The following is a 26,473-nucleotide window of genomic DNA, read 5'->3' on the forward strand; positions in this document are numbered from 1 at the left end:
AGCCAACCGCCGGAGTTGGCGCGAGGGCGCGCGCTCGTGTAAGCCTGCGGCCCTCCATGGACCGCTTCGACCCGCTGCGCCGCCGCACCATCGCCCTCGTCGGCCTGATGGGGGTCGGAAAATCGAGTGTCGGCAGACGGCTGGCCAGCGCGCTGGACCTGCCGTTCCGCGACGCCGATGCGGAAGTGGAGGCGGCGGCGGGGCGTTCGATCTCGGACATCTTCGCGGATCTCGGCGAGGCCGTGTTTCGCGAGGGGGAGCGCCGGGTGATCGCCCGCCTGCTGGACCAGCCGCCGCATGTGCTGGCGACCGGAGGCGGCGCCTTCATGAACGCCGAGACCCGCGCGCTCATCAAGTCCAAGGCCGTCTCGGTCTGGCTGAAGGCCGACCTGGAGGTTCTCGCCAGGCGCGTCGGCCGCAAGGACAACCGTCCGCTGCTCGCCGGCAAGGATCCGCTGGAGGTGCTCAGGGCTCAGGCGGAGGCGCGCTATCCGGCCTACGCCGAGGCGGACGTGACGGTGGAGACGGGCGACTCCGCGCATCATGTGACGGTGGACCAAGTCATCCGCGCCCTGTCGGACCATCTGGAGACCCGCGCGCCATGACCCGCATCGTGCCTGTGGGGCTGGGCGCCCGCGCCTACGAGGTGGTGATCGGCGAGGGCGTGCTGGATGAGGCGGGTCAACGGCTCCTGCCATTCCTCAAGAACCGGCGGGTCGCGGTGGTCAGCGACGAAACCGTCTGGCGCCTGCACGGCGCCCGCCTCTCGGGCGTGCTGGACCGCTCAGGCATCGACGTGTCCCCGGTGATCGTCCCGCCCGGCGAGCAGACCAAGAGCTTCGAGGGGCTGGCGGACGTTTGTGACCGTCTCCTGGCGCTGGAGCTTGACCGCGGCGACGTGGTTGTGGCGTTCGGCGGCGGCGTGGTGGGCGACCTGGCTGGTTTCGCCGCCGCCATCTACAAGCGCGGCGTCGACTTCGTGCAGATCCCGACCACCCTGCTGGCGCAGGTGGACTCCTCGGTCGGCGGGAAGACGGCGATCGACACCCCGCGCGGCAAGAACCTGCTGGGCGCCTTCCATCAGCCCAGGCTGGTGCTCGCCGACCTAGAGGTGCTGGGCGCGTTGCCCGACCGCGAGATGCGCGCGGGCTACGCCGAGATCGTGAAGTACGGCCTGCTGGGCGACTTCGCCTTCTTCGAATGGCTGGAGGCGAATGGTCGTCACGTGCTGGCGCGCGATCCCGACGCGCTGACCCACGCCGTCGCGCGCTCGGTGGAAATGAAGGCCGAGATCGTGGCCGAGGACGAGAAGGAACAGGGCCGCCGTGCTCTGCTGAATCTCGGCCACACCTTCGGCCACGCCCTGGAGTCCGAGACCGGCTACGGGGAGGCCTTGCTGCACGGAGAAGCGGTCGCTGCGGGGATGTCGCTGGCCTTCCACTTCTCGGCCTCGCAAGGGCTATGCCCGGCGCAGGACGCCTCCCGCGCCCAGGCGGCCATCGCTGCGGCGGGCCTGCCGACGCGCCTCGCGGACATTCCGGGATCTCCGTTCGCCGCCGAGCGGCTGGTCCGCCACATGGCCCAGGACAAGAAGGCCGAGGGCGGCCGGCTGACCTTCATCCTGGCTCGCGCGATCGGCGAGGCCTTCGTGGCCCGCGACGTGCCTGCCTATGCCGTGCGTGACTTCCTGCTCGCGGAGGGCGCAGCCGCATGAACGGCGCCGTGATCGCCAAGCTGCTGGCGCTCGCCCCCACCCTGGTTCTGCTGCTGTCGCTGTCGGGCCTGATCTCGGCGGCCGAAACGGCCATGACCGCCGCGTCCCGTGGGCGCATGCACCAGCTGGAGCGCGAGGGAGACCGCGCCGCCCGGCGGGTCAACCGCCTGATCGCCGACCAGGAGAACATGATCGGGGCGATCCTGCTCTCCAACAACGTGATCAACATCTTCGCGTCCGCACTGACCACCTCGGTGCTGACCTCGGTCTTCCCGCCCGGCTCGGCGCTGGGACCGCTGATCGCCACGGCCATCATGACCGTGCTGGTGGTGGTGTTTTCGGAGATCCTGCCGAAGACCCTCGCCATCGCCCGGGCCGACGACGTGGCGCGGGTGCTGTCCATCCCGACCTACTGGGTCGTGAAGATCTTCGGGCCGCTGGCGCGCGGCGCCCAATGGATCGTGCGACTGACGCTGCGCCCGTTCGGCATCAAGCTGGACATGGAGACCGACGTCCTGGCCGCCCACGAGGAGATCCGAGGGGCGGTCGAATACCACCATTCGGAAGGCTTGGTGGAGACCCGGGACCGTTACATGCTGGGCGGGGTGCTCGACCTTGGCGAGATGTACGTCAGCGACGTCATGGTCCACCGCAAGAGCATCGCGATGATCGACGCGGACCTGCCCCCCCGGGAGATCCTGGCGGCGGCGCTCGAGAGCGCCCACACCCGCTTGCCGCTCTATCGCGACGAGCCGGAGAACATCGTTGGCGTGCTGCACGCCAAGGACCTGCTCCGGGCGCTGGCCGGCGCGGACGGCAAGATCGACGCCCTGGACGTCAAGGCCCTGGTCAGGCCGCCTTGGTTCATCCCCGAGACCACCAGCCTCAAGGACCAACTCGCCGCGTTCCTGAAGCGCCAGAGCCATTTCGCCCTGGTGGTCGACGAGTACGGCGCCCTCGAAGGGCTCATCACGCTCGAGGACATCCTCGAGGAGATCGTCGGTGAGATCGAGGACGAGCACGACGTGATGGCGCCCGGCGTGCGGCCGGGGCCCGACGGCTCCGTCATCGTGGACGGAGCGGTGACGATCCGCGACCTGAACCGCGCAATGAACTGGCAACTGCCGGACGACGAGGCGGTGACGGTCGCCGGCCTGTTGATCCACGAGGCGCGGCAGATCCCCGACGTGGGCCAGGTGTTCGCCTTCCATGGCCATGAGTTCCGGGTCGTCGAACGCAAGGCCAATCAGCTCACCGTGCTGCAGGTGTCGGCTCCCGAGCCGGCTTCGGACTAGGTCCCGTGGCGCGGTTTGGCGCGTCGGGCGCTTGACCTTGCCCCTCGATCGGCGGTTTCGTGAGGGAACTCCCACCGGGCGATGGGTGTTGTAGTCAAGCTTCGATCGGGGGATCGGTCCCGCTGATGTCCATCGCCGACGCAGTCGCCCGTGAGACCGGGACGACCGCTGACCTGCAGCTTCGCATCCAGGCCCTCGAGTCCGCGCTCGCGGAGGAGAGGCAGCGCGCCGATGCCCTCAACCGGATCGCGGCCGCCATTGCAGCGGGCGGCGACCTGCACGGCGTCGTGCAGGCGGTGGTGGACGGCGGCGTTGAGCTGACCGGGGCCGAGTTCGGGGCCTTCTTCTACAACCTCGTGGACGAACAGGGCGAAAGCTACACGCTCTATACGCTGGCCGGGGCGCCCCGCTCGGCCTTCGCGAACTTCCCCATGCCGCGCAACACCGCTGTGTTCCACCCGACCTTCGTGGGTGAGGCGGTCGTCCGCTCCGAGGACATCACCCAGGATCCGCGATACGGGAAGAACCCGCCCTATCACGGCATGCCGAAGGGGCACCTACCGGTGCGCAGCTACCTCGCCGCCTCGGTGGTCTCGAACGCGGGCGAAGTGCTGGGCGGCCTGTTCTTCGGGCACTCCGCGACCGGCATGTTCGGCCAGCGGCTGGAAGCGCTCATGGACGGCCTCGCCGCCCAGGCGGCGGTGGCCTTCGAGAACGTCCGCCTTGCTGCGGCGGCGCGACGCGACGCCACCGCCGAGTTCGCCACCCGCGAACGGCTGCAATTCGCCTTGAACGCCGGGCGCCTAGGTTCGTGGGAGCTCGACGTGGAGACCCGCGCCTACGAAGCCTCCGACCTGTGCAAGGCCAACTACGGCCGCGCCCCGCACGAGACCTTCACCTACGAGGATCTCCTGGCCGCCATCCACCCGGAAGACCGCGAGCGGATGCGCGCGGCCATCGAGGCGGCCATCCGCACGGGCGCGGAGTACGACATCGAGTACCGCGTGCTGCACCCGTCGGGCGATGTGCGCTGGGTGCATGCCCGCGGGCGGGCGGCTCAGACGGCCGACGAGGGCGGCGTCCGGCGGATGGCGGGCGTCTCTCTGGACGTCACCGAGCGCAAACGGGCGGAAGAGCGCCAGCGGCTGCTGCTCAACGAGCTGAACCACCGGGTGAAGAACACCTTGGCCACCGTCCAGTCGATCGCCAGCCAGACGCTCCGCTCGACCATAGACGGCCACGCGTTCCGAGACGCCTTCGAGTCGCGGTTGCTGGCGCTGTCGCAGACCCACAACCTGCTCACCGACCGCAGCTGGGAGGCCGCCAGCCTGCGCGACATCCTGATGCTGGAGCTGAAGCCCCACGCGGGTGGGGACCGGTTCCGGCTGGACTCCGACCGCGACGTACGGCTGACGCCGAAGGCGGCGGTGGCGCTCGGCATGGCGATCCATGAACTGGCCACCAACGCCGTGAAATACGGCTCCCTTTCCGCTTCCGGCGGACGAGTCAGCGTGCGTTCACGTGTGACCGCGTCTAGTGTCGGCCGAGCCCTGGTCCTGGAGTGGATCGAGAGCGGCGGACCGCCGGTGGAAAAGCCGAAACGGCGCGGGTTCGGCGGTCGACTTCTGGAGCAGGGACTGGCCGGTGAACTCAGCGGCCAGGTGTTGCTTGACTATCGGCCGGAAGGCCTGTTTTGCCGCATCGAGTTGCCGATGCACGCGTTGGAGCCCACGGAATGACGGATACTGCGAAGCTGGACGGCCTGCGCGTCTTGGTTGTCGAAGACGAGATGATGGTCTCGATGCTGATCGAGGACATGCTCGGCGACCTGGGGTGCACCGTCGTGGGCCCCGCCTCGCGTCTCGACGAAGCCATCCAGCTGGCCAAGGAGGCCGAGCTGGACTGCGCGGTGCTGGACGTGAACCTCGGCGGGCAGCCGATCTTCCCGCTCGCCGACCTGCTGCGTTAGAAGGGCGCGCCGTTCGCCTTCGCCACGGGCTACGGCGACGCTGGCCTGCGCGACGTCGACAAGGGCTCCCCCGTGCTCCAGAAGCCGTTCCGCGAGGGCGACCTGGCGCGCGTGCTCGGCGAGCTGCGCGAGCGCGTCGGCTAGAGGTAGCCGAACGCGCGCGCCCCGCCGCCGATCAGCGAAATGCCGACGGCGCCGACCAGGAAGGTCAGCGACAGCAAGATCTTCATGTCCCGTCTCCTCGATGCGCCTGCCTTTCAGCAAGGACGCGGGAGATAGACGGTTACCGACGTCACGGTAGAGCCCAATTGCGCAGAGCTGTTCTGCGCAATTGAAAACGCTCTCGTCAGCGCCCCTGCGCCACGAGCCCCGCCAGCAGCTTGTCCGGGGTGATCGGGTACTCGCGCACCCGCACGCCGCAGGCGTTGTAGATGGCGTTGGCCACCGCCGCGCCGGCGCCGGCGATGCCCAGCTCGCCGACCCCCTTGATGCCCATCGGGTTGGCCTTGTCGTCCACCTCGTCGAGCATGATGGCGTCGAGCTCGCCGATGTCGGCCTGCACGGGGACCAGGTACTGCGCCAGGTCCTGGTTGATGAACGACCCGTAGCGGGGGTCCACGGCGTTGCCCTCGTGCAGGGCCGAGCCGACGCCCCAGATCATGCCGCCGGTCAGCTGGCTGCGCGCGGTCTTCCAGTTGAGGATCCGGCCCGCCGCGAAGACGCCGAGCATCCGCCGCACCCGCGTCTCCCCGGTGATCGGGTCCACCGCGACCTCGCAGAAGTGCGCGCCGTAGGTGTGCTGGCTCCAGTTGCGGGCGTCGGCCGCCGGGCGGATCTCCCCCTCCGCGGTGAGGCCGTCAGGCGCGGCGCGGCGGACGAGCGTGGCGATGCGCTCGGAGCGGTTGCCGATGGCGATCACCCCGTCTTCGAACGTGACCTGGTCGGTGGGCCCACCCTGCAGCGGCGACTCGGGGTCGTTGGCGGCAAGCTCGGCCAGCGCCTTGCGCAGGTTCATGCCCGCCGCCAGGGCGGCCGAGCCGGCCGTCGCCGCCCCGAACTGGCCGCCGGAACCCGGGGCTGGAGGCAGCTCGGAGTCGCCGATCTCGACGCGGACGTCCTTCAGCGGCACGCCAAGCGTCTCCGCCGCGATCTGGGCGAGCACCGTATAGGTGCCGGTGCCGATGTCGGTCATGCCCTGCTTGACGGTGATGACCCCCTCGGCGTCCACCGAGAAGCTGCACTTGGCCGGCAGCAGGAAGTTGCCCCGGATGGCGGCGGCCATGCCCATGCCCACCAGCCAGCGACCGTCCCGGACGCGCCCCGGCTGGGGCATGCGCCGGTCCCAACCGAACAGCTGCGCGCCCTCGCGCAGGCAACGCACCAGCTGGCGCACGGAGAAGGGCTTGCCGGTTTCGGGGTCGACCTCTGGCTCGTTGCGGATGCGCAGCTCCACGGGATCCAGGCCCAGCTTCTCGGCCAGCTCGTCCATGGCCGCTTCCAGGCTCAGCATGCCCGAGGCCTCGCCGGGCGCTCGCATCGGCCCGGCCCCTGGCAGGTCGAGCTTCACCAGCCGGTGGCCGGTCAGCCGGTTCGGCGCCGCGTACAGGCTGCGCGCGAAGTTGGACGCGTGCTCGACGAAGTGACCTTCGCGGTGGCAGTGGGTCACCGTCATCAGCGACATAGCGGTCAGCTTGCCGTCCGCGGTCGCCCCAAGCTGCACCCGCTGCAGCGTGGCCGGGCGGTGGATCGTGCCGTGCATCATGTGCTGGCGGCTGAAGGCCACCTTCACGGGCCGGCCCAGCGCCCGGGCGCCGAGGGCGGCCAGGGTCAGTTCGTCGTAGGTCTGGCCCTTCCCGCCGAAGCCGCCCCCGATGTAGCGGGTCAGCAGGCGCACGTCGTCGCGGCCGATCTTCAGGGTCTCGGCGAGGCCGTGCTGGGCCGGCTTCACCATCTGCACCGAGGTGTGCACCACGCAGGTCGGGCCGTCCCACCAGGCGGTGGTGGCGCAGGGCTCCATCTGGCAGTGGTTCTGCACGGGGGTGAACCAGGTGTCGTCCACCTTCACCGGCGCAGCGGCGAAGGCCGCCTCGAAGTCGCCGACCCGGACGTCCTCCTCGCCGGGCGGGTCCATCGCCCGATCCAGGCTGGCGCGGAAGTCGGCCTCCGGCGGCTCTTCGGCGTAGGCGATGCGCACCAGGTCGGCGGCGGCCTGGGCGTTCTCCAGGGTGTCGGCGAGCACGAAGGCCACCGGCTGGCCGAAGTAGGCGACGCGATCGTTTTCCAGGGCCGGCCGCGCGGGGGCGGTGGAGCGCGGGTGGACCCGAGCGCCCCGCTCGCCCTGCTCGGGCGCGTTGCGGTGGGTCCACACGAGGTGGACCCCGGGTGCGGCCTCAGCCTCGGCGGTGTCGACCTCCACGATCCGGCCACGGGCGATGGCGGCCGGGACCATGATCCCGTAGACCGGCGCGGCGGGCGGCTCGACCTCGTAGGCGTAGGGCGCCGTGCCGGTGACCTTCAGCGGGCCTTCGTAGCGGTCGACCGGCTTGCCGATCAGGCCGGAGCGGTTCTCCTTGACCGGATTGGGAGCCTCCCAGTCGGCGACCGAGCTCATGCGCCCCTCCCCCGGGTCTCGTCGATGGCCGCCGCCGCGAGGCGGGCGGTCAGAGTGATCTTGAAGCCGTTGCGGCCGTTGTCGCTGGCCTGCGCCAGCTCGGCGGAGATCGCCTCCTCCGCCGTGGCGCCGCCCGCCAGCGCCGCTTCGGCGTCGGCCGCGCGCCAGGGCTTGTGCGCCACCATGCCCAGGGCCACCTGCCCGCCGGCGACGGCGACGCTGGCCAGCCCTGCGGCGAAGGAAGCCCGGTCCCGCGCCTTCCTGTAGACTTGGCCCCCCTCCGGCGGCGGGGGCAGCAGCACCGCGGTGATCAGCTCCCCCGGGACGAGGTGGGTGTCGACGTGCGGCGTCTCGCCGGGCAGGCGGTGCAGCTCCAGGAGCGGGAACCGCCGCTCGCCGCCGGCCGGGCTCAGCACCTCCACCTGCGCATCCAGCGCCGCCAGCGCCACGGCCATGTCGGACGGGTGGGTGGCGATGCAGGCGTGGCTGGCGCCGAGGATCGCCGAGCCGCGGTTCAGCCCCTCGAGGGCCCCGCAGCCGGAGCCCGGCCGGCGTTTGTTGCAGGGCTTGGTGGTGTCGTAGAAGTAGTTGCACCGGGTCCGCTGCAGCAGGTTGCCGGCGACGCTGGCCTTGTTGCGCAGCTGCGGCGAGCCGCCGGCGACGATGGCCTGGGCCAGCACCGGCCAACGGGATCGGATCCGCATGTCCGCCGCCACCTGGCTGTTGGTCGCCAGGCCGCCGATGCGCACGCCGCCGTCAGCCGTATCCTCGATCTGCGCCAGCGGCAGGCGGCCTACGTCGATCAGGTGCGAGGGCTGCTCGATGTCGAGCTTCATCAGGTCGAGCAGGTTGGTGCCGCCGGCGATGAACCTGGCGTTCGGTGTCTCGGCCGCGGCCTTCACGGCCGCCTGCGGGTCGGCGGCGCGCTCGTAGGTGAACGGCCTCACGCGAGCGCCTCCCGCGCCTTGCGGATCGCCTCGACGATCTGCGGATAGGCCGAGCAGCGGCAGATGTTGCCGCTCATCCGTTCACGGATCTCCTCGTCGGTGAACGCCACCTTCCCCGCCACGTCGTCCGTCGCCTGGCTGGGCCAATTGGCCTCGATCTCGTCCAGCAGGCCGGCCGCCGAGCAGATCTGGCCCGGCGTGCAGTAGCCGCACTGGAAGGCGTCGGCTGCCAGGAATGCCTGCTGCAGCGGGTGCAGGCGGTCCGGCGTCCCCAGACCCTCGATGGTGGTCACCTCGTCCCCGTCGTGCATCACCGCCAGGGACAGGCAGCTGTTGATCCGCACGCCGTTCACCAGGATCGTGCAGGCGCCGCACTGGCCATGGTCGCAGCCCTTCTTGGAGCCCGTCAGTCTCAGGTGTTCCCGTAGCGCGTCCAGCAGGGTGGTCCGGGGGTCGAGGTCGAGCGACCGCGACTCGCCATTGACGGTGATCGTGGTCCGCAAGCGCGCCCCTCCCTGATTGTCGGCGGCCGCACGAGGCGGCTCTTCAAACGTGCGTTTAGTCTAGCCCCTAGGTTTCGCCGGGCGCCAGCGCCTTCACGGACAATGCATGCACCGGGCCGGCCAGCTCCTCGGCCAGCGCCTTGTAGACCATGCGCTGGCGCATGACCTTTGGGGCGCCGCTGAATGCGTCAGCCTCGATCAGCACATTGAAATGGCTCTCGCCGCCGGGCCGCGCCCCGGCGTGCCCGTGGTGGCGGGCGGAATCGTCCTCGACCTCCAGCCGGGTCGGCTGGAACGTGGCCGTAAGCTTGTTGTGGATGGCTTCTAGGATAGCGCCCATCGGCTCCGTCTTCAATTCTTGAAGGGGGATTTCTTCCCACCATACTTGGCGGATGCCCGGCGCGTTTCAATACAAGCCCAAGTTCAAGGACATCCGCGTTCGCCCGCCCTCCAAGGAGGAGGACGCGCGGGAGGCAGACGTACATGCGCTCAAGCCGGGCGAACGGGCGTGCGACCATCCCGGCTGCCGGCTGGCCGCCACGGCGCGCGCGCCGAAGTCGCGGGACATGCTGAACGAGCACTACTGGTTCTGCCAGCCGCACGCGGCGGAGTACAATCGCAACTGGAACTTCTTCGCCGGCATGAGCGAGGGCGAGGTGCGCCGTCGCCAGCAGGAGGAGCTGTTCACCGGCGGCCGTCCCACCTGGGAGATGAAGGCCGGAAGATTCAGCCGCGAAGCCGCCGCCTTCTCCGCCAAGTTCGGCAAAGGCGAGGGCTATAAGGACCCGTTCAACCTGTTCGGCGGCGCCGGTGGTCAGGCCCGCGCGCCCGAACCCGAGGATCGCCGGATCGGCAAGATCGAGCGAAACGCCCTGGCTGACCTCGACCTGGACGTGAACGCCGACAGCGCCAAGATCCGCACCCGCTACACCGAACTTGTCCGCCGGCTGCACCCCGACGCCAACAACGGCGACCGCTCGGGCGAGCACAAGCTGCAGCGGGTGATCAAGGCCTACCAGGCGCTGCGCAAGGCGGGCATGGTCTAGGGCCCGACCCGCGCCACGATCCAGTCCGACGGGAGTTCGGCGCGCCGACCGCCTACCTCGTTACGGGGGCGGCGGCCGCGTGGGCGAGCGCCAGCAGCCGTCGGGGTTCATGGCGTCGACCATGGAGGTGGGCCGCAGGCGTCGCCCCTGCCTACCTTGGTGGTCTCCACGGAAAGCACGCTGATCCCCCAGCCGGCGGTCTTGCGCCCGATTACGGCGCGAAGAAGCTCGTCGCCATGCTTCCCCTCGGCCTGACGCTCGAGCTCGGCAATGACAATCGAGACCGTCGTCAGCCGAGCGCGAAATTTTTCTGCGGCCTGAGCACATTGCGGCGGAACAATGGCAGCGCTCCGCCGGTTGGCCGGCTGGACTGTCAGGATCCCCCTGAAGAGACCGCCCGTAGAAATCCACTGGGGCTGCACATGCACGAAGACAAACCTACCCCTGAAACCTCCGGCACGGACCGGCGCGCCTTCCTCGCGACCGCCGGCAAGTTCGCAGTCGTCGTCCCGCCGACCATGAGCGTTCTGCTCTCGACGACGATGACCTCTCCGGCCATCGCCGCCTCCGGCGGCGGCGGCAAGATCAAGGGCAACAACGGGGTCGGGAACGGCTACGACCCGCAGCCGCCCGGCAACCCGCCGCCGAACGACACCGGCCCGAACATGGGTCCGGGAAATCCGGACAACAAAGGCGGCAAGAACGGCAAGGGCGGCTGATCGCCGTGAGCCTGCTCGCCGCCGACCTCGCCGCGCCCGTCGCCGAGACGTCCTATGTGGCGGCTCCAGGGGTCGTGCGCGTGGAGGTCGACGGCCGACCGCTGCTGTTCGGCGAGGCCGGGCAGCAGCTGGTCGAGTTGAACCCGACCGCCGACCTGATCTGGCGAGGCGTCGCCTCGGGCGAGCCGCCGTCCCAGGTGGTCGAAACCCTGGTCGCGCTCGGCGTCGCACCGACTGACGCCGACGCATTCGTGAAGAGCTGCTTGCAGGCCTGGCTGGCCGGCGGGCAGCTCATTCCGACCGCCGCCCTGGACGCGCTGGCTCAGGCGCCGGTCGCCGTCCGCCATGTGGCGCTGGACGAGCTTTCGGTCACCCTGTCCTTCCACGGGAGCGTGGACGTGGCGGCCGTCGACGCCGTGTTCGGCCACCTCTGCGCCGGCCGGCCCGGCGACGGGGTCCGGCTCGCGGTGGTCGGGATCGGCGCCCTCTACGTCCTGTTCGTCGGCGGCCGATCGCTGCCGCCGGTGGGGCCAGACGGCCTCGCCCCTGCGATCAAGGCGACGCTCACCGACCATTACGTCCAGGCGGTGAGCGGCGCATTCCTGGCGCACGGCGCGCTGCTGGTCCGTGACGGCCGGTCCGTGTTCCTGAGCGGCGATCCGGGCGCGGGCAAGACGACGCTGACGCTCGCGCTGAGCGCCGCCGGCTTCCAGTACGGCGGCGACGACATCGTGCGGATCGAGCCGGACGGTCGCGTGCTCGCCGCGCCCTTCGCGGCTGCGGTGAAGTCCGGGGCCTGGCCTCTGGTCGAGGCCTTTGCGCCGGCCGTAGCGGGCCTGCCCACTTGGCTGCGCGCCGACAGCCAGCGCGTGCGTTACTACCTCCCCCCGAACCGGGCCGAGCGCAGTCCGCGCACCTTGGACGCGGTACTCCTGCTCGATCGGCAGGCCGGAGCCGCCGCGGCCCTGCAGCCGCTGCATGCCGTGGACGCGCTGACGGCCATCCTGGCGAGCGCCTATTCCGCCCGGGGCGCCCTGGACGCGGCGGCGCTGCAGGGGCTTGCCGGCAGCGTCGCGCGGGCTCGCCCCCACCGCCTGGTCTACAGCGACCTCGACGCGGCCGTCGCGTTGATCGCCGGCCTGCTGGATGACTAGGCGCGCCCACCTCGAGGCGCTCTGCGCGGCCCTGCGGGGCGCGCCCTCGCCCGATGCGGATTGGATGGCTGTGCTCTGGCTGGCGAACACCAGCCTGGTGACGCCACAGATCCTTACTGCGGCCGAGGCGGCCGGCGCATCCGAGCGCCTGCCCGCGGACGGCCTGCCCTTCCTGACGGAGGTCCGCGCGCGCAACCGCGAGCGCAACCGGCGGCTCTTCGCCCAGCTGGCCGACGCCCTGCGCGCGCTCAATGCGGCCAATATTGAGCCCGCCCTGCTGAAGGGCGCGGCGCTCTGGGTCGCGCAGGGTCGGCCGGCGACCTTCGACCGGATGCTGAACGACCTCGACCTGCTTGTGCGGCCCGACGAGGCGGAGACGGCCCTCGCCGCCCTGAAGGCCGCCGGGTTCGAGCTGCACAACCGCTACCAGGGCTCGGAGGTGCATGTCTTCGCCGAGCTCGGCCGTCCAAGCGACGTGGGCTTCCTGGACCTTCACCAGCGTGCGCCGGGCCCGCCAGGCGCGGCCGAGGCGGCGTGGGGCGGCGGCGAACGGCGGGTCGCCTGGGACGGGGTCGCCGCCCGCGTGGCCGAACCGGCGGCGCAGATCTTCCAGCTGGTGCTGCACGACCAGTTCCACGACGGCGACTACTGGCGCGGGACCTTCGACCTTCGGCACCTGCTGGACATCGCCGCCCTCGCTGAGGCCGATCCGGACTGGGCCGCACTGAACACCCTCGCCAGCACGCCCTTGCTCCGCCGCGCCCTCGAAGCCCAGTTGCTGGCGGCGCGCGACCTCGCCGGCGCGGCGATCCCGCAGCGCATGCTGGACGACCGGCTGGCCGGCCTGCAGCACCGCCGTCGCCTGGCGCAGTTCGCCCATCCCGCCCTGGCGGGCGTGCTGGCGGCGGCTGGCGCGGCGATCGATGTCCCGGCCCTGCTGGCGCATCGCGCCGCCAACCGCCGCGACCGGCGGCGGCTGTTCGGCGAGGGCCGGGCGACCGTCGGGCTGCGCGAGCGCCTGGACCGGCTTCGTCAGCTGGCGGCGGGACCGGCGGCCGGCAAGGCCTAGCCGAGGCGGGCCCGCAGTTCGTCCAGACCGGCCACGAACCAGACCGTCTGCCCTCGGTTGGACTCGCGGACGAAGTCGCGCAGGGCGGACGAACGCGCCAGCTCCGCGCCAATATCGCCGACGATCACCGGCACGAGGCGGTAGTTCACGAACTTCTGGAGCACGGCGCCAGCCAGGCCGGTCCTGAGATCGAAGAAGGCTGGCGTGACGCGGGCGGTGGGGATCGCCACCACCTCGGCCCCGGCGCCCAGGGCCTCGCCCACCAGGTCGCCCGCGTGCCGGTCTCCGGCGAGCGGCGGCCCTTCCGGGTCGCAAACCAGGACGCGCCGCCCGGCGAAGATCTCCACCTGCGCCACCTCAGGGCTCCAGAAGGCCCTGGACGAGCCGCAGCATGGCCGCGGCGTCCGCCGGTCCGGCCACGACGATGATCTTCAGGCGCCCGTGCTCCGGATCGTGCGCGACGTCGACGTTGAGCGCCTCGCGCCCCGGGGCCGCTCCGCCGCGGACGGCCGTCAGGTGGCTGGTGAGCCGCTGGGCCAGCGCCGCATCGACCCCCTCCACGTCGACGATGCTGGTGACACGCGCCGCGGCCGCAGGTCGGGTCGGCGCGCCGGCCAGGCGGTCGAGCTCGGACCGCTGGATCCGGTACGACTTGCCGATCCGCGCCGCCTTGAGCCGACCGTCACGGATGAACCGCAAGACCGTCTTGGGGTGCAGCCCCAGCCGGCCGGCCGCCGCCTCGACGGTATAGAACTCCTGTGACACCGGATGCCCTCTCTACAAATGCTCCCTATCGCTCCACGATTTGAAGTCAATATGGCACTTTAGAGAACATGTCAGTGTGCTGCGGGCGATAACGGGGCGGCGGCCGCATCGACCGCCGCCCTCCTGAGGACCGCTAAGCGGCCTGCTTCCAGTTCGGCTCGAGGACCACGTGGGGCGGGCACGGCGCCACGGCGATCTCGGGCAGGCCGGCGATCTCGTTGGCGAAGCCGTGGTTCACGTCGCGGTGGTGGGCCTCGTCGGCGCGGACCACCTCGACCACGTCGCGCAGCGTCGCCGTCCTGGGCAGGTTCCAGTAGCGGATGGCGATCTCGGGAGCGGCGACGTTCTCGCTGCGGCCTTCATCGATCTCGGCGAGGTAGTGGGTGTAGCTGATCACCGCCTCTTCCTCGAAGTAGCCGACCACACGGTGGGCGGTCTTCGAGCTGGCCAGGTAGAGGCCGAAGAAGAACAGGTAGAAGACCCACTGGACGGCCACGACCACGAAGCGCTCGAAGGCGGTCGGCTTGCACACCTCGATGAAGGTCATCAGGTGCATGCGCTCGTTCTCCGCCTCGTCCATCAGCGTCTTGATCCAGCCGCGGTCGTCTTCCATCCGACGCAGGCACTTCAGGTGGTTCAGCGTGGCGCCGACCATGCCGGGGACGGCGGCGACGGTCTCCAGCACCACCGCGCGGTGGCCGTAGCGCTTGGCGAAGAAGGTGTCGGCGCAGAAGCGCAGGGCCTTCACGAAGCCGTAGGCAATGCGGTCGGAAGCGCCGCGCGGCTGATGGTGGACGCTGAGGTCGATGAGGGGGGCGGTCATCACTCTACTCGCTTGTTGGTTCTGGGAGGCCGCGGCGGCCGCGGCGTCGATGACCGGCTAGATAGACCCCGCCCCGGCGCGGCGACATTCGGGGCGAACCCCTACGTAGAGACCCTTAGGGAGCCCACCTGAATTTCCGGGCGGCGAGGTCGGCGGCATGTCTTCGGGCGCAAGTTCAAGGAGCTTTCCCATGACCGGCCAAGACCTCTACCTCGCCATCGTGCTGGCGGCGTTCGCCACCTTCGGCGCCACCCTGTTCGGCGTCTCCACCTGGCAGCGCCTCGCGCGCTAGCTCCGGCAGCCGCGGCGGAGCCACGGCCGGCCTCGCGCATATTCTTTTGCGCAGCTGGAACAGAGAACATGCGCGGGCGTGTTAAGCCCTCCATGCCGCCTGCCGCCGCACCTGCCTCGCAGCTCTTCCCGACCTCCTGCCCCTCCGCCTCGGCGGAGGCGCAGGACCTGCTGCGCGCCGCGCTCAAGCGGTTCGATCCCGCCCGTCCCGTTCTGGTCCTCGGCCACAACGACGCCGACGGGCTGTCCGCCCTCGCCATCTTCGCCCGGGCGTTCGAATGCGCGGGGCGCCCGCACCAGCGCCGGATCGTCGGGCGCGGCGAGAGCCCCTGGGACGCCGCCCTGCGCGCCGAGGTGGCGCGGGCGGATCCCGGCGGCCTGGTGGTCTGCGACCTCAGCCTGAGGGACGGAACGATCCTCCCCGGCGTCCCGACCCTGGTGGTGGACCACCACGTGGTCCGCGCCGGCGCCTGGCCCGACGAGGTCACGATCCTCACCGGCCAGGACTTCCGGCCGATCCCCACGGCCAGCCTGCTCGCCTGGTGGGCCGCCGCCGCGCTCGCCGACGTGGACGACCTCCTGTGGCTGGCGGCCCTCGGCCTGGTCGGCGACATGGCCGAGGACCTTGGATTTCCGGAAATGGACGCGGCGCGGCGGCGCTACGGGATCACCGCGCTGCGCAAGCTGACGGCCCTGATAAACGCCCCCCGGCGCACGGGCTCGGGCGACGCGGGCCCGGCGCTGGACGTGCTGCTGCGGGCGAACGGTCCCGGTGAGATCCTGGCCGGCGACCTGCCGGAGGCGGCCGCCCTTCATGCCGCGAAGGCCGAGGTCGCCGACGCCCTGGCCCAGGCCCGGCGCGTCCCGCCCAAGGTGCGTGGCGAGGTGGCGCTGATCCGCCTCCACTCGCCCTGTCAGATCCACCCGCTGATCGCCCAGCAGTGGCGGTCGCGGCTGCGGGGCCAAGTGGTCATCGCCGCCAACACCGGCTTCCGGCCAGGCTGGGTCCACTTCGCCGCCCGCTCCGCCCGCGACCTCGACCTGATCGACTTCCTCGCCCGCCATGCGCCGCCGGGCGCGGACGAGAACTACGGCTCCGGCCACCGCGCCGCCACCGGCGGGGCCCTTAGGGCGGCCGACTGGAACAGCTTCATCCGCGGCCTGGGCTTCGGCCCCGAAGAGGAGGTCCCCGCGTGAACGATACTCCCCTGCGGCTCGGCGTGCCCGTGAAGGTGCTGGGCGCGCCGATCAAGAGCAACGACACCCGCCGCTGGCAGAGCAGCCCGCACCTCAAGGTGTCTCTGGAGTACGTCGACCAGCTCCTAGACTACCTCGCCTCCAGGCGGATCGACATGTACCGCCTGTCGTCCGACCTCGCCCCCTACGCCACCCACCCGGACATGCCGCAGTTCCACGGCATGGTGGCCGAAAGCGACGCCGAGCTGCGCGCCCTGGGCGCCAAGGCGAAGCAGCTCGGCATGCGCCTGTCCTTCCACCCCTCGCAGTTCGTGCTGCTGAACAGCCCGGACGAGAGCCTGACGAAGAAAAGCATCTGGGACCTCGCCTCCCAGGCCGAGATGCTGGACCGCATGGAGCTCGGGCCCGAGGCCGTGATGGTCACCCATGTGGGCGGCGTCTATGGCGACCTCGTCGAGAGCCGCGCCCGCTGGGCCCGGCGCTGGGAGACCCTGCCCGACCACGTCCGCAGCCGCCTGGTGCTGGAGCACGACGACGTCCGCTTCAGCGCCGCCGACGTCCTCTGGATCCACGAGCGCACCGGCGTGCGCTGCGTCTTCGACTACCAGCACTTCTGGTGCCTGAACCCCGAGCGGCTGGAGATGATCGACGTGCTCCGCCGCATCCTCGCCACTTGGCCCGTGGGCGAGCGGCCGAAGATCCACTTCTCGAGCCCGCGGATGGAGCTGCGCGAGCTGGTGCGCACCCATCCCAAGACCCGCAAGAAGACCACCGCCCTCCTGCCCCCGGTGATCACCAACCACGCCGACTTCACCAACCCCTTCGAGTTCGCCCGCTTCATGCGCGACGCCGACGGCCTGGTGTTCGACGTGATGCTGGAGGGCAAGGCCAAGGACCTGGCGCTGCTGAAGCTGCGCGCCGATCTCGCCCGCCTCGCGCCCGACGTCGCGGCCCGCTTCGGCATCAGCCCGGCCGAGGCCGCCGAGCCCGAGCTTGTTGGCGGCGAGGAGGCCGAGGCCATGGCCGACGAGGACCCGGATGAGGGCGCCCGCCGCCTGCCGGACGAGCCGCGCGCCTTCGGCTAGGCCGGGACGTCGCCGGCTACGGTCGTGCGGTGCATGACCCGCAGGTGGCCGTCATAACCGCCTTCGGCCAGGTGCATGGTGCAGCGGTTGTCCCACATCAGCAGCATCCGCGGCCGCCAGCGGTGGCGGTAGACGAAGGCGTCCTGGGTCATGTGGCCGAACAGGTAGCCGAGGATGGCCTGGCTCTCCTGCGGGCTCAGCCCCTCGATCCCCAAGGTGTAGACCGGCGAGATGAAGAGCGCCTTGCGCCCGGTCACCGGATGGGTCCGCACCAGCGGGTGCGTGTGGGTCTTGTCGGCCTCCTCGGAGACGATGATCTGCATCGTCCGCCTCTCGGTCTCGCGGGCGAACACGCCCTTGGTCCCGTAGGCCCGGCCGGCGGAATGGACCGCGCGCAGCGGCGCCAGCATCGATCGCATCGTTGGCGACAGGGCCTCGTAAGCCCGCGTGCAATCGCAGAAGAGGGTGTCTCCGCCCACGTGCGGGACCACTTCCGAATGCAGCAGGGTCGCCGCCGGCGGCGTCGGTTGGAAGCTCCAGTCCGAGTGCCAGCCGGCGCCGAAGTTGGTGGCCTTCTCGTCGGGCTCGCGGCGCAGCTCCAGCACGTTGGGCCGGCCCGGCATGGGCTTGATGAAGGGGTCCTCGCCGAACGGCCCGATCTGCAGGGTGAAGGCCTCCAGCTGGTCTAGGTCCAGCGGCTGGTCCGGGAAGCGCACCACCGCGTGCGCCGCCCAGGCGGCCTTCACCTCGGCCAGCTGCTCCCTATCTAGGGGCCGGGAGAGGTCGAGCCCGGTGATCTCGGCGCCAAAGCCCGAGGGCTCCGGCCGCACGGTTATCGTTCGATAAGCGCCTTCGGCTGCCTGCAGCATCGCGGGTCCTCCCGGCGCCGGATTTCGGCGTCCCCTGCATTGAACACCCGTTTGCTTCCGCTCGGGCAAGCCTGTAATCGAACCTCCGTCATGGCCGCTTTCGACACCACCGAAGACAAGCTCGTTTCCCTGGTCCCGGACCAGAAGGTCTCCGCGCGCGACGCGTTCGGCGTGGATTTCGACATGCAGGCGCCCGCCTTCGGCGAGCGCGACCCGCACGTCCCCGACGTGGACCCGGCCTACAAGTTCGATCCAGAGACGACCCGGGCGATCCTGGCGGGCTTCTCCTTCGACCGCCGGGTCATGGTCCAGGGCTATCACGGCACCGGCAAGTCGACCCACATCGAGCAGGTGGCCGCGCGCCTCAACTGGCCGCTGATCCGGGTCAACCTCGACAGCCACGTCAGCCGCATCGACCTGGTGGGCAAGGACGCCATCGTCCTGAAGGAAGGCAAGCAGATCACCGAGTTCCGGGAGGGCATCCTTCCCTGGGCGATCCAGCGGCCCATCGCCCTCGTCTTCGACGAGTACGACGCCGGCCGCCCCGACGTGATGTTCGTAATTCAGCGGGTGCTGGAGGCCCAGGGTAAGCTGACCCTGCTCGACCAAAACCGGGTGATCCGGCCGAACCCCTGGTTCCGCCTGTTCTCCACGACCAACACCATCGGCCTGGGCGACACCACCGGCCTCTACCACGGCACCCAGCAGATCAACCAAGGCCAGATGGACCGCTGGTCCATCGTCACGACGCTGAACTACCTGTCGCACGACGTGGAAGCCGAGATCGTGCTGGCCAAGGCGCCGAACTACGCCAACGCCGAGGGCCGCCGCACGATCAACGCCATGGTCCGCGTCGCCGACATGACCCGCAACGCCTTCATGAACGGCGACATCTCCACCGTCATGAGCCCGCGAACCGTGATCACCTGGGCCCAGAACGCCGAGATCTTCGGCGGCGACATCGCGCTCGCCTTCCGGATGACCTTCCTGAACAAGTGCGACGAGCTGGAGCGCGGCACCGTCGCCGAGTTCTTCCAGCGCGCCTTCGGCCAGGACCTGCCGGAAAGCACCGCCCGGGTGCGGGTGGCTTAACTCCGCCCCTCCCGAAAGCCGAGACTCAAGCTCAGCCAGATCATGGCGCCGGAGGTGCGAACCTCCGGGGCTGTTTCGTTGCGGACAGCCGCTTGGGTCCCGGCTTGCGCCGGGATGAGCGGAAGGGGTGGACGGACGACCCGTCTGCGGCGATCATCAAACCCATACTTCGAACATTTTTGCTGGGGGAAACGATGATCAGGACCACGCTGACGGCGCTCGCGCTGGCGGCCGGCTTCGCCGTTACGGGGGCTTCGGCCCAGACCGCAGGGCCGGCCCAGGCTGGCGCCAGGAACGACTACGCCAACAAGGCCAACTGGCTGTGCTTCCCGGGCAAGGCCGGCGACGCCTGCGCCATCGACCTCACCACCACGGTGATCAAGGCCGACGGCACGACCAGCGTCGAACAGTTCAAGGCCGATCCGAAGGCGCCCATCGACTGCTTCTACGTCTATCCGACGGTCTCCAATGATCCGGGGATCACCTCGGACATGAACGCCGGGCCGGAAGAGCTGAACGTGGTGAAGCAGCAGCTGGCGCGGTTCGGCTCCAAGTGCCGGATCTACGCCCCGCTCTACCGGCAGTTCACCCTCACCGCCCTGCGCGCCGCCTCCGCGGGGACGCCGATGCCGGGCTCCATGGATCCGGCCGTGCGCCAGGTCGGCTACAGCGACGTGGTCGACGCCTGGAACCACTACCTCCAGCACGAGAACAAGGGCCGCGGCGTGGTCCTGATCGGCCACTCCCAGGGCTCGGGCGTGCTCGCCCGGATGATCCCGGCCGAGGTCGAGGGCAAGCCGGTCCAGAAGCAGCTGATCTCGGCCCTCATTCTCGGCTCCAACCTGGGCGTCGAGAAGGGCAAGGAGACGGGCGTCTTCAAGACCATCCCGCTCTGCCGCACCGCGGGCCAGATCGGCTGCGCCATCTCCTACGTGACCTTCCGCGACACCATCCCGCCGCCCGCGAACAGCCGCTTCGGCCGTGTCCAGCAGCCCAACATGGAGGCCGCCTGCACCAACCCGGCCAACTTGGCCGGCGGCAAGGGCGAGCTGAAGGCCTATCTCGGCAACGGCGCGGCGATCGCCTCCTCCTCAGTGGCGCCGCCCACCTGGGTGAAGGGCAAGCCGCAGCCGGCGACCCCGTTCGTGGCGGTCCCGGGCCTGCTCACCGGCCAGTGCGTCAGCAAGGACGGCTTCAGCTACCTGGAGGTCCACGTGAACGCCAACCCGGCCGACCCGCGCACCGACGACATCGCCGGCGACGTGGTCAACGCAGGCACGGTGATGAAGGATTGGGGCCTGCACCTGATCGACGTGAACGTCGCCATGGGAAATCTGGTGGACATCGTCGGCCAGCAGTCGAAGGCCTACCTCGCGAAGAAGTAGCCAACCCTTCTGCATCGTCGTCGCCGGGCTTTTCCGGCCAGGACGATCCTGATCTGAACAGAAAACGCCCGCTCTCCGACCGGAGAGCGGGCGCTCTTTCTTCGCGTCTGCCGGAGCAGCGCTACCTTGTCATCTTTCGTCCGGCCATCAGGCCCATGACGAGGAAGACCAGGAAGCCCACCACGAACAGGAAGAACAGGATCTTGGCGATACCCGCCGAGGCGCCGGCGATGCCGCCGAAGCCCATGGCGCCCGCCACAAGGGCGACGATCGCGAAGATCAGAGCCCACTTCAGCATGGCGCTCTCTCCTCAGGACTGAGCCACAACACGGCTCGGCCTAGTAACCGCGGCTTGGCCGTGGATGTTCCCGCGCCAGCGTGACCAGCGGCTCAAAATCGTCGGCCGCAACTTCCTTGTTTCGCGCCGCGTCAGCCCTGATCTAAGACGGACGCCATGGCGAAGAACCCCGAAAGCCCGCTGGAGCCGTTCAAGCGTGCGCTGGCGCACGCGGCGCGCTCGCTCGCCGAGACGCCGGACATGGAGATCGTCTATTCCGGCGAGGGCCCGCAGCTGTCCGGCAAGCGCGCCGTCCTGCCGCACCCGCCGCGCGATCTGACCGGCCCCGACGCGGCGCGGATCCGCGGCCTCGCCGACCAGATGGCCCTGCGCATCGCCCACCACGACCCGGCCGCCCACGCCAAGGCGCGCCCCGCGTCCGCGCTCGGGCAGCCGATCTACGACGGGATCGAGCAGGCCCGCATCGAGGCGATCGGCGCCAACGCCATGGGCGGGGTGCGCGACAACCTCAGGGCGGTGATGGACCAGGCCTGGGCCAAGCGGACCTTCAACCAGGTGGAGGCCCTCGCCAACCCGCCGCTGGCGGAAGTGGTGTCGCTGATGGTGCGCGAGCGGCTCACGGGCGAGAAGCCGCCGGCTTCGGCCCAGCCGCTGGTCAACCTGTTCCGCGAGGAGGTGGAGGCCAAGGCCGGCGCCGACCTCGACCGGCTGGCCGACCTCATCGACGACCAGAAGGCCTTCGCCAAGGTGGCCCGCGCCATCCTGCGCGACCTGAAGATGGGCGACGACCTGTCCGACGCGCCCGACCCCGCCGAACAGGACGAGGATTCCGGCGAGGAGGGCGAGCCCGAGGCGCAAGACGACCAGGACGAGGGCGACGGCGAAGGCCAGTCGCCGCAGCAGACGGCCATGGACGAGTCCGAGGCGACCCACAGCGAAAGCGAGGACGCCGACAGCCAGATGATGCAGGCGGAGGACGATCCCGACGCCCAGGACACCGACGAGCCGCCGGACATGGGCGAGGGCGAACAGCCCGCCCGCCCAGACTTCAAGGGCGACGCCAAGGTGGCGACCTACAAGGTCTTCACCACGGCCTTCGACGAGATCGTCGCCGCCGAGGAGCTCTGCGACGGCGAGGAACTGACGCGGCTGCGCGCCTACCTCGACCAGCAGCTGGCCAGCCTGTCGAGCGTGGTCTCGCGCCTCGCCAATCGCCTGCAGCGCAAGCTGCTCGCCCAGCAGAACCGCTCCTGGAGCTTCGACCTCGAGGAGGGCCTCCTGGACGTCGCCCGCCTCACGCGGGTGATCATCGACCCCACCGCGCCGCTCTCCTTCAAGGAGGAGGAGGACACCGAGTTCCGCGACACCGTCGTGACCATCCTGATCGACAATTCGGGCTCGATGCGCGGCCGGCCGATCATGGTCGCGGCGGTCTGCGCCGACATCCTGGCGCGCACCCTGGAGCGCTGCGGCGTCAAGACCGAGATCCTCGGTTTCACCACCCGCGCCTGGAAGGGCGGCCAGAGCCGTGAGGACTGGCTGAAGGCGGGCAAGCCCGCCCAGCCCGGCCGCCTGAACGACCTGCGCCACATCATCTACAAGGCGGCCGACGCGCCGTGGCGGCGCGCCCGGCGCAATCTCGGCCTGATGATGCGCGAGGGGCTGCTCAAGGAGAACATCGACGGCGAAGCCCTGATGTGGGCCCACCAGCGCCTGATCGGCCGGCCCGAGCAGCGCCGCATCCTGATGGTCATCTCGGACGGCGCGCCGGTCGACGACAGCACGCTGTCCGTTAACTCGGGACATTACCTGGAGCGCCACCTGCGCGAGGTGATTGCCGAGATCGAGAGCAAGAGCCCCGTCCAGCTGATCGCCATCGGCATCGGCCACGACGTGACCCGCTACTACCGCCGCGCCGTCACCATCGTCGACGTGGAGCAGCTGGCCGGCGCGATCACCGACCAGCTCGCCGAGCTGTTCGACGAAGAGCCGCGCAAGGCCACCCGGCGCACCGCAGGCCTCCTGCAGCCGCCGCCGAACACGCAAGGGCCCTCCGGCGCCCCTCGCCGCTCCACCTTCAAGGAAGTGCGGAGGTCGGTGGCTTGAGGCGCCTGCCTGGGCCGCTGTTCGCCCTGGCGCTCGCCGGGTGCGTCAGCCCGGGCGCGTCTCTCCCGCCGGCGCCGCTACCCTATGCTGCGGCCATCGTGGTCGACGGCAAGGCCGTGCCCCTCGACCCGCGCGACCCCGCCCACGTGCGGCTCGGACGCTTTACCTACGCTGGCGGCCTGTCCCTGAGCTCGCGCCAGACCGCCCGGCTGCATGGCCTCTCCGATCTCAAGGTGACTCCCGATGGGCGCCTCACGGCGATGAGCGACCAGTCCGACCTGCTGCGCGCCAGGCTGGTCCTGGACCGGGGCGGTCGCCTCGTCGGTCTGGCCGACGCCGCCCTGGTGGGCCTCAAGGACTCCGCGGGCGCCGATCTCTTCGCGGGCGGCCAGCGTGAATATGACTCCGAGGGCGTCGCCCTGCTGCCGGGCGGCGACCTGCTGGTCAGCTTCGAGCAGAATGACCGCATCCTCCGCTACCCTGCCGCGGGCGGCCCGCCGGTGGAGGCGCCGCAGCCCGATATCGCCTACCGCTTCAACAAGGGCATGGAAGCTCTGGCGGCGGATCCCGCCTCCGGCCCCGACGCCTACCGGACGGGCCTGGAGGGGACGGGCCAGACCTTCCTCTGCCGTCTGGCCGCGGCCTGCACGCGCAGCTTCGACGTCGCCCTCGATGGGCTGGAGCTGACCAGCCTCGACGTGCTGCCGGATGGCCGCGCCGTAGCCCTGCTCCGCTGGTTCACGCCGCTCGCCGGCAACACCATCCGGGTGAAGATCCTTGAGCGCGACGGGCGGGTGATCGACACCCTCGACCTGGCCCGGCCGCTCAGCGTCGACAACTTCGAAGGCGTCGCCGCCGTCCCCGGCCCCCGCGGCGCGATCCGCCTCTATCTGGTCTCCGACGACAACTTCGGCAGCTTCGCCGGCGCCCCGACCGACCAGCGCACCCTGCTGCTCGCCTTCGACTGGCGCCCCTAGCCCTTGCCTTCCCTGCGAAGCGGGGGAGACGTTGCAGCGGGAAAGACGGACAAAGCAAAAGGGCCGCCCCGGGGGGCGGCCCTTTCGGAACGACACTCTGTTCGGCGCTTACGCGGCCGGGGCCTGCTCGGCGAGCTTGGCCTTCACCTGACGCTTGATCTTCAGGGCGCGCGGGGACAGGTCCTCGTCCTTCGCCTTGATCAGGAAGGCGTCGAGGCCACCCTTGAAGTCCAGGGTGCGCAGGGCCGCATTGCGGACCCGCAGCTTGAACGACTGGCCGAGCGCTTCGGACTGCAGCGTCACCGGTTGCAGCGCCGGCAGGAAGCGGCGCTTGGTCTTGATGTTCGAGTGGCTCACATTGTGGCCGACCATCGGGCCGACACCGGTGAGTTCGCAGCGACGCGACATAGCGAGGTAACCTTCGCGTGGAAATGGGATCGGCGGACGAGCCGTCCGCGCGAGGAGCGGGCGATATAGAGGAAGCGGCCCTTCCCCGTCAACCCGCGCGGCCCGTCAGACCGGGTCCAGCCGGCAGGAATCCGCCAGCTTGCGCTCGGTGGCGGACCAGAGGTCGAGCATGGGGGTCTGACCCGGGCACAGGGCGCTGGCCTGGCTCTCGGCGTCCTGACGGTGGTCGGCTTCGATCCACGCGGCCCAGGTGACGGCGCCGGCGGCGTTCTGAATGTAGGCTCGAAAAGTTTGCATCTCCCGATCTAGGTCTCGCCTCGTAATAATACCAGCGTCGCGGCTCATATATCTGTGCATGGCCGAATTGTGTGGCGGCGCCACGGAAATCGTGCGAGACTGCTCGCTATCAAATTCGCATTGGCTCGGTCGCCCCGCCCCCACGCGTTATTCGCCCAGGGTTCGAGACCTCCAAGATCCTCTCCGAAAACTTGATCTGCCGCCCGATCCCGGGCGCGCGAACACTCGAATTCGAAAGATTACGACTATGACGACCGGCACCGTGAAGTGGTTCAACCCGACCAAAGGCTTCGGCTTCATTCAACCTGACGCCGGCGGCCCGGACGTGTTCGTCCACATCTCCGCCGTGGAGCGTTCGAGCCTCGGCTCGCTGCAGGAAGGCCAGAAGCTCGGCTACGAGCTGGAGCGCGACGCGCGCAGCGGCAAGATGTCCGCCGGCCAGCTGCAAGCCGCCTAAGGCCGAAGGCGGCCCGGATCCGGCCCTCTGGCCGGCTCCGAGGCCGCCGCGCGCAACCATGTCCCGCTCCACGATCGAACGCGCCTTCGAGCTCGCCCGCTCGGGCGAGGTCCAGAACCTCGTCGCCCTGAAGGCCCGCCTGAAGGCCGAAGGCTGCAGGGCCGTCGACGCCCTGCTCGCCCCGCGCAACATCGCCAGCTATCTCGAAGCGATCTGCACCGCCGCGTGCAAGACCCCGCAAGCCATGGCCGCCGCCGATTGAGCGCCGTTCGGCCCTTTCAGCGTCCGCCGATCCGGAACACCACACCATGACCCAAATCGTTCGCCGACGGCCGCGCCTCGGCGGCCAGCCTGTCTTCCGCCTCACGAAGACCAGCGCTCTGCCGGCGCGTCCGGTCGCCCCGCCCCGGACGGCTTCGAGCCGCCCGATCCTGCACCTCAAGCCCTCGACCTGATCTCACCGGGAGCCGCGTGCGAGGCCACGCTCGTTGTGGCCGCCGGCGACTCGACTACAATAGCTTGTAGAGAACAAAGATCGAATCGCGGCGAGTCAGCGATTCGGTCCTGATTCGTGCCGGCGGTGTTCCAGAAGTTCCCGTCAGCTCTTAACCGACACCGTGCTGGCGCCGGCGCGGGATCTCAGTCCGCGGCCTGGCTATCCGCGACCGGCTCGTAGCGGGCCGTGAGAACCTCGGTGGCGTCGATCCGCCGGCCCTTGTCCATCAGCTCGAGGTGGACGTGGTCGGTCATCCCGCCGGGGTATTTGCGCTGCAGGCTGTGAGCCTCGCCGATCGGGCGGCCGACCGCGACGGTGTCGCCCACCTCCACGTCCGGGTTCACGTAGAACACCCGCGCAGCGAAGCGCAGGGCGGGATTGGTGATCTCCACGAACTTCAGGTCGCGGTCGCCGGCGTAGGCGTAGCCGATCTTGGTGACGTAGCCGGAGATCGGCGCGAGCACCGTCTGGCCGGCTTCCGCCGCGTAGTCGACGCCTTCGTGCCGACGGACGCCGCCGTCGCGAGACGCGCCGAACTCCCCTTGGCCGTAGGCGTCGTGGCCGCGGGGCTGGTGGCCGGTCGGATTGGCGAAGTCGGCTTCGCCGTCGCCGTCCACGTCGGCGCCCTCCCAGACCAGCCGGGTTGCCGGCGCGGCCGGAGCGAACACGCCCCGCAATTCGATCTGCTGCACGGCGCCCACCGACACCCGGGTGGCCCGAACCCCCACGTCGCGGGCGGCTGGCATGGCCAGCGCCGCCGTGCCGGCCAGCACCGCGCCCACGGCCACAGCCTGCGCCAGCCTTTCTTTCGCCGTCTCAGCGGCGCGCAAACGAATGCGCAGCATGGGTCCACCCTTCACTCGATGCGTGCGGCCGCGCCGGACGTTTGCGCCGGCTTCG

The 26,473-nt window shown here is 70.2% G+C and carries 29 protein-coding genes; 17 read left to right on the forward strand and 12 right to left on the reverse strand.

The genetic code is table 11. The features are described from left to right. The first annotated feature begins 56 nt into the window (after window positions 1-56). The 5 genes from VIL67_RS09680 (at window position 57) to VIL67_RS19635 (ending at window position 4,978) form a co-directional block, all read left to right on the forward strand. Window positions 57-605, forward strand: coding sequence for a shikimate kinase (locus VIL67_RS09680; RefSeq protein ID WP_332048672.1), 549 nt, complete (start codon window positions 57-59; stop codon window positions 603-605). Beyond that, a complete protein-coding gene (gene aroB, locus VIL67_RS09685; RefSeq protein ID WP_332048673.1) occupies window positions 602-1,714 on the forward strand; it encodes a 3-dehydroquinate synthase in 1,113 nt (370 codons plus the stop codon). Before VIL67_RS09680 ends, aroB begins: the two co-directional genes overlap by 4 nt. Then, the gene (locus tag VIL67_RS09690) at window positions 1,711-3,009 is read left to right on the forward strand and encodes an HlyC/CorC family transporter (protein ID WP_332048674.1); all 1,299 of its coding nucleotides are present in this window, start codon (window positions 1,711-1,713) and stop codon (window positions 3,007-3,009) included. The genes aroB and VIL67_RS09690 overlap by 4 nt, the downstream gene beginning before the upstream one ends. A 125-nt stretch (window positions 3,010-3,134) precedes the next feature. Next, the gene (locus VIL67_RS09695; protein ID WP_332048675.1) at window positions 3,135-4,748 is read left to right on the forward strand and encodes an HWE histidine kinase domain-containing protein; all 1,614 of its coding nucleotides are present in this window, start codon (window positions 3,135-3,137) and stop codon (window positions 4,746-4,748) included. Then, window positions 4,745-4,978: a response regulator gene (locus tag VIL67_RS19635; protein WP_414696196.1), complete on the forward strand. Its 234-nt coding sequence runs from the start codon at window positions 4,745-4,747 to the stop codon at window positions 4,976-4,978. Before VIL67_RS09695 ends, VIL67_RS19635 begins: the two co-directional genes overlap by 4 nt. Window positions 4,979-5,324: 346 nt before the next feature. Here VIL67_RS19635 and VIL67_RS09705 read toward each other — a convergent pair whose 3' ends face one another. From VIL67_RS09705 to VIL67_RS09720, 4 genes are all read right to left on the reverse strand, one after another. After that, on the reverse strand, window positions 5,325-7,589 hold the full coding sequence (locus VIL67_RS09705) for a xanthine dehydrogenase family protein molybdopterin-binding subunit (protein ID WP_332048676.1): 2,265 nt from the start codon (window positions 7,587-7,589) through the stop codon (window positions 5,325-5,327). Next, entirely contained in the window at window positions 7,586-8,536 is a 951-nt protein-coding gene (locus VIL67_RS09710) for an FAD binding domain-containing protein (protein WP_332048677.1), read from the reverse strand. Before VIL67_RS09710 ends, VIL67_RS09705 begins: the two co-directional genes overlap by 4 nt. Further along, window positions 8,533-9,039, reverse strand: a complete 507-nt coding sequence (locus tag VIL67_RS09715) for a 2Fe-2S iron-sulfur cluster-binding protein (RefSeq protein WP_332048678.1) — start codon at window positions 9,037-9,039, stop codon at window positions 8,533-8,535. The genes VIL67_RS09710 and VIL67_RS09715 overlap by 4 nt, the downstream gene beginning before the upstream one ends. Window positions 9,040-9,106: 67 nt before the next feature. Continuing rightward, entirely contained in the window at window positions 9,107-9,379 is a 273-nt protein-coding gene (locus VIL67_RS09720) for a BolA family protein (RefSeq protein WP_332048679.1), read from the reverse strand. Window positions 9,380-9,431: 52 nt separating this feature from the next. Here VIL67_RS09720 and VIL67_RS09725 point away from each other — a divergent pair, with 52 nt between their 5' ends. The 4 genes from VIL67_RS09725 (at window position 9,432) to VIL67_RS09740 (ending at window position 13,027) form a co-directional block, all read left to right on the forward strand. Next, entirely contained in the window at window positions 9,432-10,085 is a 654-nt protein-coding gene (locus tag VIL67_RS09725) for a J domain-containing protein (protein ID WP_332048680.1), read from the forward strand. Between the two features lie 236 nt (window positions 10,086-10,321). Next, window positions 10,322-10,804 (forward strand): hypothetical protein, encoded by a 483-nt coding sequence (locus tag VIL67_RS09730; protein ID WP_332048681.1) that lies wholly within the window; start codon window positions 10,322-10,324, stop codon window positions 10,802-10,804. A 5-nt stretch (window positions 10,805-10,809) separates the two neighbouring features. Continuing rightward, window positions 10,810-11,958 (forward strand): hypothetical protein, encoded by a 1,149-nt coding sequence (locus VIL67_RS09735; protein WP_332048682.1) that lies wholly within the window; start codon window positions 10,810-10,812, stop codon window positions 11,956-11,958. Next, window positions 11,951-13,027: a nucleotidyltransferase family protein gene (locus VIL67_RS09740; RefSeq protein ID WP_332048683.1), complete on the forward strand. Its 1,077-nt coding sequence runs from the start codon at window positions 11,951-11,953 to the stop codon at window positions 13,025-13,027. Before VIL67_RS09735 ends, VIL67_RS09740 begins: the two co-directional genes overlap by 8 nt. Here the strand turns inward: VIL67_RS09740 and VIL67_RS09745 are convergent. The 3 genes from VIL67_RS09745 to VIL67_RS09755 form a co-directional block, all read right to left on the reverse strand. Continuing rightward, window positions 13,024-13,383 (reverse strand): DUF4180 domain-containing protein, encoded by a 360-nt coding sequence (locus VIL67_RS09745; protein ID WP_332048684.1) that lies wholly within the window; start codon window positions 13,381-13,383, stop codon window positions 13,024-13,026. The genes VIL67_RS09740 and VIL67_RS09745 overlap by 4 nt on opposite strands. 1 nt (window position 13,384) lies before the next feature. Beyond that, entirely contained in the window at window positions 13,385-13,792 is a 408-nt protein-coding gene (locus VIL67_RS09750; protein ID WP_332048685.1) for a helix-turn-helix domain-containing protein, read from the reverse strand. Between the two features lie 133 nt (window positions 13,793-13,925). Continuing rightward, window positions 13,926-14,615, reverse strand: a complete 690-nt coding sequence (locus VIL67_RS09755) for an alternative oxidase (RefSeq protein ID WP_332048686.1) — start codon at window positions 14,613-14,615, stop codon at window positions 13,926-13,928. Between the two features lie 384 nt (window positions 14,616-14,999). Here VIL67_RS09755 and VIL67_RS09760 point away from each other — a divergent pair, with 384 nt between their 5' ends. Further along, entirely contained in the window at window positions 15,000-16,103 is a 1,104-nt protein-coding gene (locus tag VIL67_RS09760; protein WP_332048687.1) for a hypothetical protein, read from the forward strand. Then, window positions 16,100-17,188: a UV DNA damage repair endonuclease UvsE gene (gene uvsE / locus VIL67_RS09765; protein WP_332048688.1), complete on the forward strand. Its 1,089-nt coding sequence runs from the start codon at window positions 16,100-16,102 to the stop codon at window positions 17,186-17,188. Before VIL67_RS09760 ends, uvsE begins: the two co-directional genes overlap by 4 nt. Here uvsE and VIL67_RS09770 read toward each other — a convergent pair. Beyond that, window positions 17,185-18,057 carry a TauD/TfdA dioxygenase family protein gene (locus VIL67_RS09770; protein ID WP_332048689.1) on the reverse strand — a complete coding sequence of 291 codons (873 nt, stop codon included), beginning with the start codon at window positions 18,055-18,057 and terminating at the stop codon, window positions 17,185-17,187. The genes uvsE and VIL67_RS09770 overlap by 4 nt on opposite strands. A 90-nt stretch (window positions 18,058-18,147) precedes the next feature. Between VIL67_RS09770 and cobS the strand changes: the two genes are divergently transcribed. Next, complete coding sequence (gene cobS / locus VIL67_RS09775; RefSeq protein WP_332048690.1) at window positions 18,148-19,149, forward strand: cobaltochelatase subunit CobS; 1,002 nt, start codon at window positions 18,148-18,150, stop codon at window positions 19,147-19,149. Window positions 19,150-19,343: 194 nt separating this feature from the next. Then, entirely contained in the window at window positions 19,344-20,534 is a 1,191-nt protein-coding gene (locus VIL67_RS09780; protein WP_332048691.1) for a DUF3089 domain-containing protein, read from the forward strand. A 121-nt stretch (window positions 20,535-20,655) separates the two neighbouring features. On the opposite strand, the gene VIL67_RS09785 is transcribed toward VIL67_RS09780, so the two are convergent. Continuing rightward, complete coding sequence (locus tag VIL67_RS09785) at window positions 20,656-20,832, reverse strand: DUF1328 domain-containing protein (RefSeq protein WP_332048692.1); 177 nt, start codon at window positions 20,830-20,832, stop codon at window positions 20,656-20,658. Between the two features lie 156 nt (window positions 20,833-20,988). Here VIL67_RS09785 and cobT point away from each other — a divergent pair, with 156 nt between their 5' ends. Both cobT and VIL67_RS09795 read left to right on the forward strand, forming a co-directional pair. After that, a complete protein-coding gene (gene cobT, locus VIL67_RS09790; protein ID WP_332048693.1) occupies window positions 20,989-22,938 on the forward strand; it encodes a cobaltochelatase subunit CobT in 1,950 nt (649 codons plus the stop codon). Continuing rightward, window positions 22,935-23,915, forward strand: a complete 981-nt coding sequence (locus VIL67_RS09795; RefSeq protein WP_332048694.1) for an esterase-like activity of phytase family protein — start codon at window positions 22,935-22,937, stop codon at window positions 23,913-23,915. The genes cobT and VIL67_RS09795 overlap by 4 nt, the downstream gene beginning before the upstream one ends. Before the next feature lie 108 nt (window positions 23,916-24,023). Here VIL67_RS09795 and rpmB read toward each other — a convergent pair whose 3' ends face one another. Beyond that, entirely contained in the window at window positions 24,024-24,323 is a 300-nt protein-coding gene (gene rpmB / locus VIL67_RS09800) for a 50S ribosomal protein L28 (protein WP_332048695.1), read from the reverse strand. Between the two features lie 105 nt (window positions 24,324-24,428). Then, window positions 24,429-24,620, reverse strand: coding sequence for a hypothetical protein (locus tag VIL67_RS09805; RefSeq protein WP_332048696.1), 192 nt, complete (start codon window positions 24,618-24,620; stop codon window positions 24,429-24,431). Window positions 24,621-24,867: 247 nt separating this feature from the next. On the opposite strand from VIL67_RS09805, the gene VIL67_RS09810 reads away from it, so the two are divergent. Together VIL67_RS09810 and VIL67_RS09815 are read left to right on the forward strand one after the other, a co-directional pair. After that, entirely contained in the window at window positions 24,868-25,077 is a 210-nt protein-coding gene (locus tag VIL67_RS09810; RefSeq protein ID WP_332048697.1) for a cold-shock protein, read from the forward strand. Window positions 25,078-25,135: 58 nt separating this feature from the next. Next, window positions 25,136-25,339, forward strand: coding sequence for a hypothetical protein (locus VIL67_RS09815; RefSeq protein WP_332048698.1), 204 nt, complete (start codon window positions 25,136-25,138; stop codon window positions 25,337-25,339). Between the two features lie 377 nt (window positions 25,340-25,716). Here VIL67_RS09815 and VIL67_RS09820 read toward each other — a convergent pair whose 3' ends face one another. Next, a complete protein-coding gene (locus VIL67_RS09820) occupies window positions 25,717-26,418 on the reverse strand; it encodes a M23 family metallopeptidase (protein WP_332048699.1) in 702 nt (233 codons plus the stop codon). Window positions 26,419-26,473 lie beyond the last annotated feature (55 nt).

Source organism: Phenylobacterium sp. (assembly GCF_036563385.1).
Taxonomy (GTDB): Bacteria; Pseudomonadota; Alphaproteobacteria; order Caulobacterales; family Caulobacteraceae; genus Phenylobacterium.

Excerpts from the sequence above, each read along its gene's own strand:
- VIL67_RS09680 (WP_332048672.1), top strand. The coding sequence starts at position 57 with ATGGACCGCTTCGACCCGCTGCGCCGCCGCACCATCGCCCTCGTCGGC.
- aroB (WP_332048673.1), top strand. The coding sequence starts at position 602 with ATGACCCGCATCGTGCCTGTGGGGCTGGGCGCCCGCGCCTACGAGGTG.
- VIL67_RS09690 (WP_332048674.1), top strand. The coding sequence starts at position 1,711 with ATGAACGGCGCCGTGATCGCCAAGCTGCTGGCGCTCGCCCCCACCCTG.
- VIL67_RS09695 (WP_332048675.1), top strand. The coding sequence starts at position 3,135 with ATGTCCATCGCCGACGCAGTCGCCCGTGAGACCGGGACGACCGCTGAC.
- VIL67_RS19635 (WP_414696196.1), top strand. The coding sequence starts at position 4,745 with ATGACGGATACTGCGAAGCTGGACGGCCTGCGCGTCTTGGTTGTCGAA.
- VIL67_RS09705 (WP_332048676.1), bottom strand. The coding sequence starts at position 7,589 with ATGAGCTCGGTCGCCGACTGGGAGGCTCCCAATCCGGTCAAGGAGAAC.
- VIL67_RS09720 (WP_332048679.1), bottom strand. The coding sequence starts at position 9,379 with ATGGGCGCTATCCTAGAAGCCATCCACAACAAGCTTACGGCCACGTTC.
- VIL67_RS09725 (WP_332048680.1), top strand. The coding sequence starts at position 9,432 with ATGCCCGGCGCGTTTCAATACAAGCCCAAGTTCAAGGACATCCGCGTT.
- VIL67_RS09730 (WP_332048681.1), top strand. The coding sequence starts at position 10,322 with ATGCTTCCCCTCGGCCTGACGCTCGAGCTCGGCAATGACAATCGAGAC.
- VIL67_RS09740 (WP_332048683.1), top strand. The coding sequence starts at position 11,951 with ATGACTAGGCGCGCCCACCTCGAGGCGCTCTGCGCGGCCCTGCGGGGC.
- VIL67_RS09755 (WP_332048686.1), bottom strand. The coding sequence starts at position 14,615 with ATGACCGCCCCCCTCATCGACCTCAGCGTCCACCATCAGCCGCGCGGC.
- VIL67_RS09760 (WP_332048687.1), top strand. The coding sequence starts at position 15,000 with ATGCCGCCTGCCGCCGCACCTGCCTCGCAGCTCTTCCCGACCTCCTGC.
- VIL67_RS09770 (WP_332048689.1), bottom strand. The coding sequence starts at position 18,057 with ATGCTGCAGGCAGCCGAAGGCGCTTATCGAACGATAACCGTGCGGCCG.
- cobS (WP_332048690.1), top strand. The coding sequence starts at position 18,148 with ATGGCCGCTTTCGACACCACCGAAGACAAGCTCGTTTCCCTGGTCCCG.
- VIL67_RS09780 (WP_332048691.1), top strand. The coding sequence starts at position 19,344 with ATGATCAGGACCACGCTGACGGCGCTCGCGCTGGCGGCCGGCTTCGCC.
- VIL67_RS09785 (WP_332048692.1), bottom strand. The coding sequence starts at position 20,832 with ATGCTGAAGTGGGCTCTGATCTTCGCGATCGTCGCCCTTGTGGCGGGC.
- cobT (WP_332048693.1), top strand. The coding sequence starts at position 20,989 with ATGGCGAAGAACCCCGAAAGCCCGCTGGAGCCGTTCAAGCGTGCGCTG.
- rpmB (WP_332048695.1), bottom strand. The coding sequence starts at position 24,323 with ATGTCGCGTCGCTGCGAACTCACCGGTGTCGGCCCGATGGTCGGCCAC.
- VIL67_RS09805 (WP_332048696.1), bottom strand. The coding sequence starts at position 24,620 with ATGCAAACTTTTCGAGCCTACATTCAGAACGCCGCCGGCGCCGTCACC.
- VIL67_RS09810 (WP_332048697.1), top strand. The coding sequence starts at position 24,868 with ATGACGACCGGCACCGTGAAGTGGTTCAACCCGACCAAAGGCTTCGGC.
- VIL67_RS09815 (WP_332048698.1), top strand. The coding sequence starts at position 25,136 with ATGTCCCGCTCCACGATCGAACGCGCCTTCGAGCTCGCCCGCTCGGGC.
- VIL67_RS09820 (WP_332048699.1), bottom strand. The coding sequence starts at position 26,418 with ATGCTGCGCATTCGTTTGCGCGCCGCTGAGACGGCGAAAGAAAGGCTG.